The sequence below is a fragment of the Jiella marina genome, from assembly GCF_024359545.1.
Classification (GTDB): domain Bacteria; phylum Pseudomonadota; class Alphaproteobacteria; order Rhizobiales; family Rhizobiaceae; genus Jiella.
Genome location: NZ_JAKQZG010000002.1, coordinates 15,813 through 29,344, shown reverse-complemented (window position 1 = coordinate 29,344; position 13,532 = coordinate 15,813). Strand labels below are relative to the sequence as shown.

Sequence of the window (13,532 nt, the reverse complement as noted above, 5' to 3'; positions counted from 1 at the left end):
ACTCGGCTCCCTGCTACCCGTGGTCGATCTCCACAGCATAGTTCTCGATCACCGTGTTGGCGAGAAGCTGTTCGCACATGGCGTCGAGCTGGGTCTTGGCGTGCGCCGCGTCGTCGGTGTTCAGTTCGACGTCGAAGACCTTGCCCTGGCGGACCGACCCGACGCCCTCGATGCCAAGATTGCCGAGGGCGGACTCGATCGCCTTGCCTTGGGGGTCGAGGACGCCGGTCTTCAGCGTCACGACGATGCGGGCCTTAATCATGAAACCTCGTCACGAGATCGCCTGTCCTTGGAGTAGACCAGCTTGAGCGCCGGCACCGGCTGCTTGGCGGGTCGCTTCCGCCTCACTTGACCAGTACCGGCCCGGAAGGGCGGGGCGGCTCGTTTTCGTTCATGATGCCGAGCCGGCGGGCGACTTCCTGATAGGCCTCGACCAGCCCGCCCATGTCGCGGCGGAAACGGTCCTTGTCGAGCTTGTCGCTGGTGGTCACGTCCCACAGCCGGCAGGAATCGGGGGAGATCTCGTCGGCGACGACGATGCGCATCATCTCGCCCTCGAACAGCCGGCCCGTCTCGATCTTGAAGTCGATGAGCTGGATGCCGACGCCGAGAAAGAGGCCGGAGAGGAAGTCGTTGACGCGGATGGCGAGCGCCATGATGTCGTCGATTTCCTGCGGGCTTGCCCAGCCGAAGGCGGTAATGTGCTCTTCCGACACCAGCGGATCGTCCAGCGCGTCGGCCTTGTAGTAGAACTCGATGATCGAGCGCGGCAGGACCGTGCCTTCCTCGATGCCGAGGCGCTTGGCGAGCGAGCCGGCCGCGACGTTGCGAACCACGACTTCGAGCGGAATGATCTCGACTTCCTTGATCAGCTGCTCGCGCATGTTGAGGCGGCGGATGAAGTGCGTCGGAATCCCCATCTTGTTCAGATGGGAGAAGATGTACTCGGAAATCCGGTTGTTCAGGACGCCCTTGCCGTCGACGACTTCATGCTTCTTCTTGTTGAAGGCGGTGGCGTCGTCCTTGAAAAACTGAACCAGAGTGCCGGGCTCGGGGCCCTCGTAAAGAATCTTGCCTTTGCCTTCGTAGATGCGGCGACGACGTGTCATTATGAATACTCGATCATGGTGCTTGCGGCGACCTTCGGGAATCGTTGCGGTCGACAGCCTTTTGACGGCGTGAATAGACCAAATGGCCCCTCATCACAATCGGTCGCACCGGAAGAGGGACCAAACATGGCAGAACATTTGGGTGCGAAGCCGACGGATTGCCAGCCGCCCATCGATCCATCGGCCGGGTCGACCGGCAGACTCGCCGAAAGGCGGGTAGCCGATGAAGTTGAAATCTGCTTCAAGAGGCCAGCGCGTTTGCCCTTGTCGCAAGCGCATGGCCAGTTGGCGGATCAGCGAGGAGAGACGGTATGTCCTTTACCGATCGGGAGAGGGATTTCGAGGCGCGGTACATTCACGACCAGGAACTCCGGTTCCGGATCGAAGCGCGGCGCAACAAGCTGCTCGGGCTTTGGGCGGCCGAGAAGCTCGGGCTTTCCGGCGACGAGGCCCAGCGTTACGCGCAGGAGGTGATCGCCGTGGCGTTTCAGACGCCGGCCGATGACGGGATCTTTCAGAAGATCCGCGCCGATTTCGATGCCGCGAATGTCGACCAGTCGGATCACCAGATCAATCGTGTCATGACCGAGCTTCTGGCCGACGCCGAAAAGCAGGTCCATGACGAATAGGGCGCCGCCCGCTCGATGAGAGTGCCGGATGGGAGCGGTGCCGTGTGCACGGTCCCCATCCGAAGGACTCCGTCACCCGGTCGTCGCGGGCAGGTGGCTCATGAACTTTCCGAATGTCAGAAGCCCTTCCGGCCAGGGACCATGCCCGCTTTCGGCATTGATGTGGCCGGCTTGCCCTGCGTCGATGAAAAGCGAGCCCCAGGCGCCGGCGATGTCCTCGGCCGCGTCGAAGGATGAGAACATGTCGTCGCGGCTCGCCACGACGAGGCTCGGGAAGGGCAGCGGATCGCGTGGATAAGGGCCGAAGGTCCGTAGATGCTTCGGACGGATGGCATTGCTGGCGACGTCCGGTGGCGCGACAAAGAAGGCGCCATTCACCTTGCGCTGAAATTTCGGGATGGCCTGTACCGCGGCGGCGACACCCAGGGAGTGGGCGACCAGCACCACCGGCCGCCTTGAGCCGTTCACCGCTTCCGCGACCGCGTCGGTCCAATCGTCGCGCACGGGCTTCGACCACTCGGCCTGCGCGACGCGCTGCGCCGTCGAGAGCTTGCGCTCCCAACGGCTTTGCCAGTGGTTCTCGGGCGAACCCTTGTAGCCCGGGATGATCAGGATGTCTGCTTCGGCAACTCGCATGGCTCGCAGATGCGAGGTGAGACCCGCGAAGTCAACCATTGGCGGCGGCCATTCGTGGCGGCCGCCGCCCCTGTCCGTGTCTTGCTTCGCCGCGAGGCCGAGCGCTGCTCTCAACTCGCCGGAACAAAGGCGAGATCGAAGGTCACCGGGGCCGAGGGCGTGATGGCGATGTCGCCCGCCGCCTCGCTGAGCTTCTTCAGGCCGTCCTCCATGCCGAAATCGGACCCGCTCACCGTCACCGGCGAGGCCGAGACCACAGAGACCATATCGTCCTTCAGGCGGGAAATGATTACCGGAACGGTGAACTCCTGGCTGAGCCCGCGGATCGAAACCGTGATCGGCAGATCATATTTCATCGTGGCGTCGTCCCAGATCCGGTCGATCGCGGCCGGGTCGATCTTCGCCGTCACTTCCGCTTCGGGGAATTCATCGACATTGAACAGGAGGAAGCGCATCCGGACGTCGCGGATGTCGATTCCGGTGTTGACGGATTCGAGCTTGATCTTGAGTTCGGCCGTCCCGTCCGCGCTCACCGATCCTTCGAGATCGCCGAAGCTGTGGGTCTCGATCACCGTGCCCTTCTTGATGGTGATGAAATTGATCTGAGAACGGGTCTTGTCGAGGGTCCAGTCGCGGGCGAAAAAGGCTTCCTTGCCGCCGGATTGCTCGGGCTGTGCCTGCCGCGCATTTTCGACGGCGGCGACCTGGGTGGGGGGCGTTTGCGCGTCGGCGACCGCACCCTCGCGAACCCAGCCATCGACATTGTACTTGATGTCATCGGCCGTGTAGAAGGCCAGCCGGTACCATGTTTGCCCCGAACCGTCGGTCTTCTCCTCCATGACGCAGGCCTGCGAGGCCTCCGGCAGGATGGCGACGGCAAGGCCGGCGCCGCTGTCGGGCATGTCGAAGAGTTCGGACCGGGTGTCGATCGCCTTGTAGAACTCGCAAGCCCCGGCTGCTGTCCCGACGGACATCGCCACCGAAAAAGCGCCGGCGGCAAGCGCGATGCGTTTCCTCAGCATGGAATGCGCTCCTTCTTTTCATCTTGGCGTGCCGCCCCACGGGGCGGCGCGGCGGCCGATCTATTGGCAGCCGCTCTCGGACCAGGTGGCGAGCGCCTTCTTGTAGGGGCCGCCATAGGGATGCTTGATCCGGATGATGTTGACCGGATTGCCCGCATAGGACTTGCCCTGATCGCAGAGACGGTCCTTGTTCCACTGGTGGCAGGTCACGCATTTCTGCTTCCAGCGGTCTTCGGGCAGGCCGTCGATGGGCGAGAACAGCGGAAGGCTGTTGGCCAATTGTTCCAGACTGCGCCCGCGCACCGGGAACGGGCCGAAGGGGACCGGATCGGTGAAGTTCAGATCCACGGGTTCAGATACCGGCGTCGGCCCGGACGGACCGCCATCGGCCGTGCTCGGCGGGGTCGGCGCGCTGGGCGTTTCGACTCGGCTCAGATAGCGCAGGCTGGTCCATCCCTCGACGGTCTGGGTTCCCGTGCCGTCGGGCCTACTCTTGGAGACGACGTAGCCCCAGTCCTGTCCGGTGGTGTTCTGGCTGCGCGAGATGCAGACGAGTTCGTTCTGGCGCAGGACGTCGAGGATCGTCCCGAAGACGTTCGGCTCGGCCCGCATGTTCAACAGACGCGCATCGACACGATAATTGTCGCATGACTGCGCCAGCGCGGGTGCCGACAAGGTCAACGCGCCGATCAGCATTGCGAAGAAGAGTTGGATTCTTGGCATTCGTTATACCTCGCGTCACTCTCGAACGGATAGGGGCGAAGGGGGCTTTAGGGTTGCCGTCATTGCCGGCCTGCGGAGATCTGGCCCGGGTCGGACGGGATCTGGAGGAGGCCGGCCCCGCAGCCCCGGGGACATTGCTGGTCGTTTCGCGGAAGCGCCGAAGCGATCAGCGCCGAGCGGACGCCGCTCGGCGCCAGATCGGGGCGATCGGACAGAAGCAGCGCGGCAGCGGCAGCGACGAGGGGCGCTGCCATCGACGTGCCCTCCTTGAATTCGTAGCCGCCCGAGACGAGGGACAGGATGCCGTCCGGCCGTCCATTGCGGTCGTCGTCCCGGCGAACGTCGCCGCCTGGCGCCATGATGTCGATCCGCGGCCCGTAATTCGAAAAGGGCGAGATGACGCCGCGAGCATCGGAGGCTGCGACCGTGATCACGCCGGTGCAGCTTGCCGGCGAGGCCATCTGCGCGTCTTCAGCGCTGTTGCCGGCGGCGACGACGATCGTCGCTCCGGCGGCCAGCACGGCATCCACCGCTTCCTGAAAGGCGGTCGCGCAGGTTCCCGGTCCGCCGAGAGACATGTTCACGACCTTGGCCGGATTGGGATTTGCCGGCACGCCCTCGACGGGTAGGCCTGCGGCCCAGCGCATGGCGTCGATAATGTCGGAATCGAAGCCGCCGCAGCGACCGAGGACTCGCACCGGCATGATGCGGACAGGCGCACCCGGCAGGGTGATGCCCAGCCGATTGTCCGATTCCACGGCGCCGGCAATGCCCGCCACGTGGGAGCCGTGCCAGGTATTGCCGCGCGGCGGCGAGCCCGTGAAGCACGCATTGGCCTCGTTGCCGTCGCCGGTATCGGTCGGGTCGGCGTCGCGCCCGTCGCCGTCATTGCCGACGAAGGGCAGCGTGATGAAGTCGTAGCCCGGCAGGATACGATCGCGCGCAAGATCCTGATGCTGGGCGACGAGGCCGGTGTCGATGATCGCAACGACCGGGCCGGTCGCGCCGGTGCCTCGAGGGCCTGCCGAGCGATAGGCGAGGAAGCCGGTGCCGCCCGGCAGACGATCGGCCGCCTGGGTCGGGGCATTCGCGAAGAGGTGCCACTGCATCGGGGTAAGCGGATCGTCGGGCAGGACTGGCACGCTGCCCGAGACGATCGGCCCACGAACCGTGCCCCCGCCGATGATCTGGTCGATCGTCCCTGCGCTCGGCGTGGCGCGCTGGGAGCGGCCCCCGGCGGCAGGCTGGCTGGTGCCGAGCAACTGGTTGAAGGCGTCGGCAGGGTCCTGCTGTTGCAGGGCAAAGCGCATGCCGTTCGGCTCGACGGTCGCAACCTGTGGCATCTGACGCAATGTCTCGACGATGCGCGCCGCTTCGGGTGACAGGGAGGCCGCGAAATCCCCGGAGGGAGGCATCATGGCGAGGGGAGCGGACCCGTTGGCGCTTTCCTGGACTCCTGAAGGAAGCGAGATCGTCATCACCCTGTCGCCCTGGGAACGGGCCGCGGCGAGGGCCGCCATGGTCGTGTCCATCGCGCCGGTCGAGGATTCCTGCTGCCGGCGTGCCGCTTCCTGGCGCAGGCTCTCGGGCGTTTCGCCGGGACGGAGGGTGAGCAGGACCCGGCTACGGTCGAAGAGCTGCGAGGTCGGCGGAACGAGGGCTGGAGCGGCGCCGGGAGTAATCTGGCTGGCGGCCTGATCGAGACTGGTCTGAGCCGAGGCGGGGAGGGCCTGAAGGGCGAGGCCGGCTGCCACCAGAGATCCGAGGCCAATCGGCCATGATGGGCCGCGACGCGAAGACCGAGGGGCGGGGAGGATGAACCGACGCATCTCATGAAGCTCCACTCGTGGCGGCCAGAATTTGCGACGCCGGTGGCGCCGCAGCGACGAAGAAGGCAGCGCCGGCTCGATCGGCCGGCGCTGCCAGGATCATGGGATCAGTTTTCGCGAATGCCGAGGGCTTCGACGACGATCTCGTTTGCGCCCTGGGTCTGCGGCTCGGCGATCGTTCCCATCAGCTCCAGCATCAGGCGGACATTGCGCAGGATGCGCTGCTGGTCGGAGCGGGTCTTGTAGGAGAAGGTGATCTCCGAGAAGTCCGAAGCGGTGACGTCGAGGTCGATCGCGCACTTCCAGTAAGACATGTACTCTTCGACCGCGTTCATCTGGCGCTGCTCGAAGCCGCGGAAGGTGACCGCGAAGGTGGTCGGCGGGTTGTCGCAGACGCTGCCGCCCGCGCCGCCCGAAGGCAGGCCGGCGATGTCGGTGCCGCCGATCGCATCGTTCACCGGCTCGCCCGCCGAGGCGCCGCCATACTGCCGGCCGAGAAGGGCGGCGAGCTGGATCGCGAGCTTGTTGCCGGCGTTGCGGGCCAGCTGCTCGCCATAGCGCGACACGAATTCCTTGACGCAGTGCGGGTCGGCCGCGGTGCCGTTCAGGCCGGCGGCACAGCCCTGGAAGGGCACGCCCGCCGTGTCGATGTCGAGATTGTCGCCGCCGACGAAGCGGCCGCTACGCACGTCGAGAGCGCGGTAGTTCAGCGACATCTGCAGCGAGACGATCTGCGTGTAGGGGTCGGTCACCGCACGGGCATAGATCGTGTAGGGCACGATGTAGTCCATCTGCGGGTTCTTGACCGTGCGCACCAGCGAGATCAGCTCTTCGTCGGTGCGGCGCTGGCGATCCTGCTGGTAGAAGGTCAGCGTCGTGGCGGTCTCGTCATAGACGTCCATGCCGTCGATGCCGTACTGCTGGATCCGCGACTGGTAAGCCGGCGAATTGAGCGTCTGGTTGAAGGTCGAAAGAACCGCGTTCTGGATGCGGTTGTTGCGGACGAGGCTTTCCGGATCCCAGTCCTCCTGGACCACCATGACGTTGATCGTCGCGGCGTAGGAGGTGGTGGCCATGGCGCAAACGCCGAGAACGGCGATGGCGGCAGTCTTGGCAAGCGTCTTCATGTGGGCTCTCCAGTTTTCAGAGTGGGGCGTTCAGGTTTTGATGTCTGGACGGCATGTTCGGCCGGCCGATGGGTAAGGAGGCATGGGTCGTGGCGGCACCTCCTAGTTCGTGATGGCCGAGTTCTGGCCGGAAGCCGGATTGGCCGGCGCGGGGACGACGGGCGTCGCGTTGCTCGAGGCCGGTGGCGCAGGCGCCGGCTGCGGAGCGGCCGGGGCGGCTGCCGCATCGTCGGCCTGGGCCGGGTCGCCGCAGGGGACCGGCGTGGGCCGATTGCCGAAATCGTCGAGCCCGGTATTGGCGGGCCGGTTGTCCCGGATATTCTGCGTTCCGTCGCAATCGGTGACGGGGGCGGGGGCGGGCCGGGAGCCATATTCAACCAGGCCGAGCTCTTCCGGCGTCGCGGCTTCGCCGCCCTGATAGGTGGAACGCGGCGCTGTCAAACGCTCGGCGGTGGGGCCGCGATAGGCGTCTTCGATCAGGGTGATCTCGACGCGGCGGTTGATCCCGTCGCGCGGCCGGCGCTCATCGGCAAGCCGCGTTTCGCCGAAGCCGACGACGATCAGGCGCTCCGGATTGATGCGGAAGTTCTCGACGAGATAGCGCTTGGCGGAGAGGGCGCGGCGTTCCGAGAGCCACTGATTGTAGCTGTCGGAGCCCGACGCGTCGGTATGGCCGGCGACGAGGAACTGGCTGCCGGACAATTCGCTGGCCTGCAGCGCGTAGCCCAGATCGTCGAGAACCTCGGCGGTCTCCCTTGTGATCTTCGAGCTGTCGAAATTGTAGTAGACCGCGAGATCGATCGAGTGGTTGTAGTTCAGCACGATGGTCTTGCTGCCGTTCTGCCGCGGCAGTGGGATCTCCATCTGGATGATGCGATTGGTGTAGGCGGCGTCGGAATAGCGGCTCTGGGCGGCCGGACGCAGCGACTTCACGATCCGCTCGGCGCGCTCGGTCATCCCACTGTTCTGGGTCGCCTGGGCAGCGGCCGGCGAGACGAAGATGGTCGTTGCCGGAACCGTGGCGGCCAGGAGACCCGCAAGCAGGGCGCGCGTCAGGACCCGCTGCTTGCGCGTGTTCGCCGCGATCCGCGTTTTCGGTTGAAAGGTCAGACCCGTCATCATCGCCATTTTTTCCTACGCCTTTTGATGCGGTTGTTCGTTTGTCAGGTCAGTGGAATCGTCAGAGCGATTTCTGCTGCCGCCCTCGATCATTGCGACAGCAGCTTGTTGTATTCTGCCGCCGGGTCGACGCCGCCATTGATGAAGCTGTTCTGGGCCGGGCCGCCGGCGTCGCTGCGGCCGACCGACGGTTGCTCGGCGGCAGCCGGTTGCGTGGTGCCGTTGCTCGGGGCGGTGGCCACGGGTGTGGCATCGTCCTGCGGAGCGCCGGCAGCGGGGGCATGGAGGAAAGCGCTCTTCAGAAGAATGTCGGAGCTGTTCGAACCCTGATTGAAACTGTTCGGATCGTTCTCGTTCAGCCCGCCGCTGTGGTGGATGCCGATCACCTGGCGTTCGGTGTTGAAGATCGGAGCGCCCGAGGAGCCCGGCAGCGTATCGCAGCGATGGCGCAGCTTCGGCCCTTCGTCCTGGGACTGGGCGGCGTAGCAGCGGAACTGCGTCATCATCTTCGGCTGGCCGGCCGGGTGATGGATGACGAGGAGGCGTTCGAGGGGCCGCGAGCGATCGGGGGTGAACGACGGAGGCTGAAGCCCTTCCGGCACCGGACCGGCAAGCCGGGCGAGCGCATAGTCGAGTGTCTGGTCCTGTTCGACCGGTGTGGTCTCCACGGGAATACGCGTGGTCTGGCTGTCCGGCCCGTAATAGTCGAGCAGCAGCGAAGCCTCGAGAACCTTCCCGGAAAAGCCCGGAATGCAGTGGTAATTGGTCAGGACCAGCCCGCCCTCGACGATGGTGGCGGTGCAGGTCGAGAGGAACTGCTGGCCATCCTCCTCGACCTTGAGGTCGAGTCGGCCGACGGACCGCGCGAGCTGGCGCACCGGGTCGTCTTCCCGCAGGAGGCCGACCGGCTCGAAGACGTTCTTCCGGTCGATGACGTCACGCGCGGCGTCGCCGAGCGACTGGCGCAGCGGCAGGACGACCTCGCCGTAATCGCTTGCCGGCAGTTTGAAATCGAAGGCTTCGGCGTTCGAGGGCAGAGCGGCGCTTCCCATCAGCGCGGCGGCGAAGAGAGCGCACAGGCCGATGCGGGAAGAGGCGGTTTTCTTGGAGGGCTGGATCGCCATGGTCGTGAGTCCTCAGCTTCCGGGGGTGCTGCGATTGGTCAGGCGCAGGTTGAAGGCTTCGACATTCGGATCGGCCGCCGTGAGCTCGTCTTCCCAGACGGCCTCGACGCCGATGGTCAGCGCCTTGATGTCGAGCGGGCGGATCGGGGTGACGATCTCGCGGCCTGGACCAAGCGCGATCCCCGAATTCAGACGGCTGTCGGAGACGATCGCCACGGTGCGCAGCTCTTCCCCGACTCGGATCACGATGCTGCGCTTGTCGGATTCGTTGCGCAGGCCGATGAGGCAGAGCTGGTCGAGATCGAAGTCCAGCGTGCCTTGCACCGACGGGCTGTGGCGGGTGCGGGTCGACGGGCGGATGTCGAACAGGACGTCCTGGCACTTCTCTCCGGGCAGCGGATGCACCGAGATCACCGAAAGGTTTTCGGTCGGATGATCGCTCTTCAGCCAGAGTTCCTTCTGCGGGTTCGCCAGGGAAGAGGCCGATGGATTGCCGCTCTGGCCCTGGAGAGATTGCGGGACGCTTTGGAGCGCGGGAGCCGGTGCGCCATTCTGGCCCTGTGAGCCAAGCGGTGCGGCGCTGCCACCATCGCCGCCGAGAATTGAATTGATGTCCGACTGGGCGGCCGCGGGAATGGCCGTGCCGGCAACGCAGAGCAGGCCGAAGCCGAGGCCGGCGGCCGAGGCGCGCAGGCGGGCGAACGAGAACCGGCTCGTTTCGTGGATCCGCTTCATGGCCTTCCTCCCTTCGGCTCGAATTCGGAAATCGGGGTGTTCAGTCGATCTCGATCGTGATGCTGCTCTCCGTGCCACCTGGATCGCGGAGTACCGCATTGGCCGAAACCGGTGTCGGCGGACGGGCAAAGTAGAGGACGGTCGCCTCTCCGGCCGAAAGCTCGCCACCGGACAGGATCGATGCGCTGCCGGGAATCGCCCGGCTCGCCAGCCGCGTGTCCACGAAGAGCGTCTGCGCCGTGTCGGAGATGTTTCTGAGCCGCAGGCCGCAGAGGCCGTCCCTGGCAGCCAGGCTGAGACTGCCCGCTCCTTGGGTGGCAGGTTCGACCGCAAACTGGCCGCCGGTGTAGATGGTCTCCTGACATGCCGCTCTGTTCTCCGCGTAAAGCCCGTCCACCGCGAGCCGGGATCCGGCGAGGGCGGGGCCCCGTTCGGGCTGGCCTCTTTCGTCTGGAGAAGTGGAAGGCTCAGAGGAGAAAAGGACAAACCCGGCCACTGCGATGCCCGTTACGACGACAGCGCCTGCGGCAAGCGCGACGAGCGGCTTGCGCGGGCTGGTCGGCTGCGGGGGGAGGGTAGCGGCACCGTCCGCGGTCGAAAGCAGCGTTTCAGAGGTTTGGGCCTTGTCCGCCTCATCGTGCCGCGGCGGGACCTCGCTCTCCTCCGGTTCGAAAGAGAGGCCAAAGGCGGAGAAGACCTCGGCGGCAGAGGCGGCGATGGTCAGCGCAATCCCGTATTCGCCGGCATATCGTTCGACCGCCTGCCGTTCGTCCTCGCTCACCGGCGGGGGGATGACCATGACCGCCTTGCCGCCGCGTTGAAGGTTTTCGGCGAAAAGGTCGCGGCTCAGTTCGAGCTTGGTGAGGAGGTGGTAATTGGCCGATTGCGGATTGAGATCGGCGTCGACCATGCCGGTCGCCCAGAGGAGATCCGGCTTGTCCTCTTCCGCCCGGCCCGACGCTTCGAGCAGATGGGCGATCAGGACGGGCAGTTCCCATGAACGGCCGCAGTCGAGATCGTCGTCGAGGCTGAGCTCGACTGAGGGAAGGTCGGGGACGACCTGGCGCAGCGGCCCGTTTACGAAACGATGGTAATCGCCCGACAGCGCAAGCGGCCGGAAATCGCCGGCGACCGCCATGTAGCTCGCCGGCACCCGTGGCCGCCGCTTGATCGCACGCAGTTCGACAGGTCTGGCCGTCGTCGGGATGATGACACGCATGCGCCTTTGCGTGTTGGAAGCCGTCGCGGACCGGGCAACGGAAGGAACCGGGATCGTCTTGCGACTGTGCGCGAACTTCCCAAAGGTTTCAAGCGTGTCCGCCCCGTCCGTCTCGGGAGCCTGCTCGACATCCGTGCCGACGAAGTCGCTGTTTGCCGGATGAAGTTGCATCGCTCCCACTCACTTACGACAGGTAGATCTCCGTTTTCGGATCTTTCAACATGTCGATGACAGTCTGATCGCTGGCCGAAGACGGATCAAGGCCGATCTGGACGATTCCGCCGATAGGGTTACCTAAGGGGAGGTCGAGTGACAATCGTCTTTCTTCGTGGATCAAGGTAAGGTGACGGGGCAGATCGCGGCCGTCGGGCCCCGACACGACCACGAACACCGCGTCTTCGTCTTCGACGATTTCGATCCGGAAGTCGCCGATGGTGCGCGCGACCATCGTGTCCGTCGAGGCGGCGCGGGCGACCGTCGAGAAGGCCAGGCTGCGGGTGCGCATGTGCTGGCGCTTGAGCTTCAGCAGGCCGATGGGGATCGGCTGTCCGGCCGTGGGCGCGGCGCCTTCCAGGAAACTCTTGATGTCGATCCGGCCGCCGGTGGCGGCGCGTTCCGTGTCGGGCGACGCAAGGGTGCGTGCGGCCTGACGATCGACGAAATGGCGCTCGGCATCGGCGAGCATGTCGGGTGAGGTGATCTGATCGAGCCGAATGGTCACGGCCTGGTCCCTTTCTGTCGGTCCGCTTTCGGACGCAGTCGTTAGTTCACATACAGCCGGCGCAGATGCTCGGCGAAGCGCGCCCTGTCGGATTCGAAGCCGGCGTCGACCGTGTCGCCGGTGCCCAGGCGGCCGCGGGCGGCCGTCCGATAGGCTCCCAGTCCGCGGGCGACCGTGACGAGCGCTCTCTCGACGGCAGCGAAGGCTGCGGCGAGTTCCTCTCGCGGTCGTGCCAGGGACTGGCTGCGCCGGCTCTTCAGAAGGGCCACGCCCTCCGCCCGGATCGCATCCGCCCTTGCATTGCCCGAGGCTTCCTCGGAACGCACCGCAAAGGCGATCTTGAGCCATTCCGTCATGGCGGTTTCGAGCTTCTCCACCTCTTCCAGAAGATCGCCATAGCGGCGGGCTTCCACGCAGGTCACGCGCTGTTCGAGGGGGAGCGTTGCCCGACCTGTCCTCAAGGAATTGGAAAGCGCAGATTGAATCGGGTGGAACGCCAGGAGCCGGACCGTCGCCACCGGCAGGCTGCAGCCGAACTCGCCCGAGGAGATGATCGGGGCGGCCAGCATTTCCTCCTTCTTCTTCAGGATCTTCACCTCGCCGTCGGCGATCGCCTTGAGAGCCGCGCTGGTGCCTTCCTCGCCGGCCTCATGGCGGGCGGCTGCAGCCTGTTCGGCGGCTTCCGCGATATCCTCTTCATCGGCCTCTTCGGCCATTTCGAACGGGTCGACGAAATCGACGGAAAGCTCGCCCGCGATGCCGGGCGCGTCGATCTCGCCGGCCCGGCGCATCGCCGAGCGGGCCCGGGCGGCGGCCAGCGCGTCGACATAGTCCTTCAGGGCGAAGAAGCTCGCCTGATAGGTGCGGAAGTGCTTGTTGTCCTCGGCGGTCCAGAAGGCGAAGACGGTGTCGTCATCGATCACGTCGCCGGCGGAGGCGAGATAGGCGCGCAGGATCGAAAAGGCGGACGTGGCGTGTCCGTCGTCGAAATGTTCGGTGCGGTAGCGGTAGAGTATCCGTGCGATCGCTTTCACGGTCGTCTCGATCGTCGCCTTGTCCGCGAGGCCATTGGCCAGACAGGCATCGAGCCCGACGGTGATCTCTTCGGAATGCTGGAAGCCGTTGCAGGAGATCAGGAATTCCAGATATTTCTGCAGGAGCCGCAGCCGGAACCGGTCCAGCATCAGCGCGCCGCCCGGCAGTTTCAGATGCACCGAACCGCCGTCATTGGCCGCCACCGCCGGATGGCCCGACCCGCGCAGATGGGCGATCAGCTTGGTCGGCTGGGCCCAGAGGAGATCGAGACTGCTGCCGAGGCCGGCTTGCGTGTCGCCGAGAAGGGCAAGGGTCGAGGCGAGCGCCCAGATCGGCTTGTCGCGATTGGAGCCCCAGCCATTGGCGATCGTCTGGGCGAGCGCCAGGCGGAAGCGATCCGTCGCGTCCGTCCCATCGACCAGCGCCTCGAACTCCGTCTGCGCGGTCTCGGACCAGGTGAAGAGCGTGTCGGGCTGCCCCATGCCGAACCTCATTCTCGCGTCT

The 13,532-nt window shown here is 65.5% G+C and carries 14 protein-coding genes; 1 reads left to right on the top strand and 13 read right to left on the bottom strand.

Going from position 1 to position 13,532, the window contains the following annotated elements; all coding sequences use genetic code 11:
• Positions 1-13: 13 nt before the first annotated feature.
• Positions 14-262: a phosphoribosylformylglycinamidine synthase subunit PurS gene (gene purS, locus MF134_RS03645; RefSeq protein WP_255338049.1), complete on the bottom strand. Its 249-nt coding sequence runs from the start codon at positions 260-262 to the stop codon at positions 14-16.
• An 82-nt stretch (positions 263-344) separates the two neighbouring features.
• Positions 345-1,109, bottom strand: coding sequence for a phosphoribosylaminoimidazolesuccinocarboxamide synthase (gene purC / locus MF134_RS03640; RefSeq protein WP_255338048.1), 765 nt, complete (start codon positions 1,107-1,109; stop codon positions 345-347).
• A 311-nt stretch (positions 1,110-1,420) separates the two neighbouring features.
• Between purC and MF134_RS03635 the strand changes: the two genes are divergently transcribed.
• A complete protein-coding gene (locus tag MF134_RS03635; protein ID WP_255338047.1) occupies positions 1,421-1,738 on the top strand; it encodes a DUF1476 domain-containing protein in 318 nt (105 codons plus the stop codon).
• Between the two features lie 72 nt (positions 1,739-1,810).
• Here MF134_RS03635 and MF134_RS03630 read toward each other — a convergent pair whose 3' ends face one another.
• From MF134_RS03630 to MF134_RS03580, 11 genes are all read right to left on the bottom strand, one after another.
• On the bottom strand, positions 1,811-2,374 hold the full coding sequence (locus MF134_RS03630) for an RBBP9/YdeN family alpha/beta hydrolase (RefSeq protein ID WP_255338512.1): 564 nt from the start codon (positions 2,372-2,374) through the stop codon (positions 1,811-1,813).
• A 110-nt stretch (positions 2,375-2,484) separates the two neighbouring features.
• Positions 2,485-3,396, bottom strand: a complete 912-nt coding sequence (locus tag MF134_RS03625; protein WP_255338046.1) for a YceI family protein — start codon at positions 3,394-3,396, stop codon at positions 2,485-2,487.
• Positions 3,397-3,456: 60 nt separating this feature from the next.
• Positions 3,457-4,119: an SH3 domain-containing protein gene (locus MF134_RS03620; protein ID WP_255338045.1), complete on the bottom strand. Its 663-nt coding sequence runs from the start codon at positions 4,117-4,119 to the stop codon at positions 3,457-3,459.
• A gap of 59 nt (positions 4,120-4,178) precedes the next feature.
• Positions 4,179-5,873 carry a S8 family peptidase gene (locus MF134_RS23960; RefSeq protein ID WP_255338044.1) on the bottom strand — a complete coding sequence of 565 codons (1,695 nt, stop codon included), beginning with the start codon at positions 5,871-5,873 and terminating at the stop codon, positions 4,179-4,181.
• A 182-nt stretch (positions 5,874-6,055) separates the two neighbouring features.
• The gene (locus MF134_RS03610; protein WP_255338043.1) at positions 6,056-7,075 is read right to left on the bottom strand and encodes a hypothetical protein; all 1,020 of its coding nucleotides are present in this window, start codon (positions 7,073-7,075) and stop codon (positions 6,056-6,058) included.
• A 102-nt stretch (positions 7,076-7,177) separates the two neighbouring features.
• Positions 7,178-8,197: an OmpA family protein gene (locus MF134_RS03605; protein ID WP_255338042.1), complete on the bottom strand. Its 1,020-nt coding sequence runs from the start codon at positions 8,195-8,197 to the stop codon at positions 7,178-7,180.
• 86 nt (positions 8,198-8,283) lie between these two features.
• Entirely contained in the window at positions 8,284-9,318 is a 1,035-nt protein-coding gene (locus MF134_RS03600; RefSeq protein ID WP_255338041.1) for a trypsin-like serine peptidase, read from the bottom strand.
• A 12-nt stretch (positions 9,319-9,330) separates the two neighbouring features.
• Positions 9,331-10,053 carry a hypothetical protein gene (locus tag MF134_RS03595; RefSeq protein WP_255338040.1) on the bottom strand — a complete coding sequence of 241 codons (723 nt, stop codon included), beginning with the start codon at positions 10,051-10,053 and terminating at the stop codon, positions 9,331-9,333.
• Positions 10,054-10,093: 40 nt separating this feature from the next.
• Positions 10,094-11,443, bottom strand: coding sequence for a hypothetical protein (locus MF134_RS03590; protein WP_255338039.1), 1,350 nt, complete (start codon positions 11,441-11,443; stop codon positions 10,094-10,096).
• Between the two features lie 13 nt (positions 11,444-11,456).
• On the bottom strand, positions 11,457-11,993 hold the full coding sequence (locus MF134_RS03585; RefSeq protein ID WP_255338038.1) for a hypothetical protein: 537 nt from the start codon (positions 11,991-11,993) through the stop codon (positions 11,457-11,459).
• A 41-nt stretch (positions 11,994-12,034) separates the two neighbouring features.
• Positions 12,035-13,510: a hypothetical protein gene (locus tag MF134_RS03580; RefSeq protein ID WP_255338037.1), complete on the bottom strand. Its 1,476-nt coding sequence runs from the start codon at positions 13,508-13,510 to the stop codon at positions 12,035-12,037.
• Positions 13,511-13,532 lie beyond the last annotated feature (22 nt).

What these genes read in the sequence shown, in the direction of transcription:
- MF134_RS03630 (WP_255338512.1), bottom strand. Translation starts at nt 2,374, where the DNA reads ATGCGAGTTGCCGAAGCAGACATCCTGATCATCCCGGGCTACAAGGGT.
- MF134_RS03580 (WP_255338037.1), bottom strand. Translation starts at nt 13,510, where the DNA reads ATGGGGCAGCCCGACACGCTCTTCACCTGGTCCGAGACCGCGCAGACG.
- MF134_RS03625 (WP_255338046.1), bottom strand. Translation starts at nt 3,396, where the DNA reads ATGCTGAGGAAACGCATCGCGCTTGCCGCCGGCGCTTTTTCGGTGGCG.
- MF134_RS03605 (WP_255338042.1), bottom strand. Translation starts at nt 8,197, where the DNA reads ATGATGACGGGTCTGACCTTTCAACCGAAAACGCGGATCGCGGCGAAC.
- MF134_RS03600 (WP_255338041.1), bottom strand. Translation starts at nt 9,318, where the DNA reads ATGGCGATCCAGCCCTCCAAGAAAACCGCCTCTTCCCGCATCGGCCTG.
- MF134_RS03620 (WP_255338045.1), bottom strand. Translation starts at nt 4,119, where the DNA reads ATGCCAAGAATCCAACTCTTCTTCGCAATGCTGATCGGCGCGTTGACC.
- MF134_RS03635 (WP_255338047.1), top strand. Translation starts at nt 1,421, where the DNA reads ATGTCCTTTACCGATCGGGAGAGGGATTTCGAGGCGCGGTACATTCAC.
- purS (WP_255338049.1), bottom strand. Translation starts at nt 262, where the DNA reads ATGATTAAGGCCCGCATCGTCGTGACGCTGAAGACCGGCGTCCTCGAC.
- MF134_RS03590 (WP_255338039.1), bottom strand. Translation starts at nt 11,443, where the DNA reads ATGCAACTTCATCCGGCAAACAGCGACTTCGTCGGCACGGATGTCGAG.
- MF134_RS03610 (WP_255338043.1), bottom strand. Translation starts at nt 7,075, where the DNA reads ATGAAGACGCTTGCCAAGACTGCCGCCATCGCCGTTCTCGGCGTTTGC.
- purC (WP_255338048.1), bottom strand. Translation starts at nt 1,109, where the DNA reads ATGACACGTCGTCGCCGCATCTACGAAGGCAAAGGCAAGATTCTTTAC.
- MF134_RS03595 (WP_255338040.1), bottom strand. Translation starts at nt 10,053, where the DNA reads ATGAAGCGGATCCACGAAACGAGCCGGTTCTCGTTCGCCCGCCTGCGC.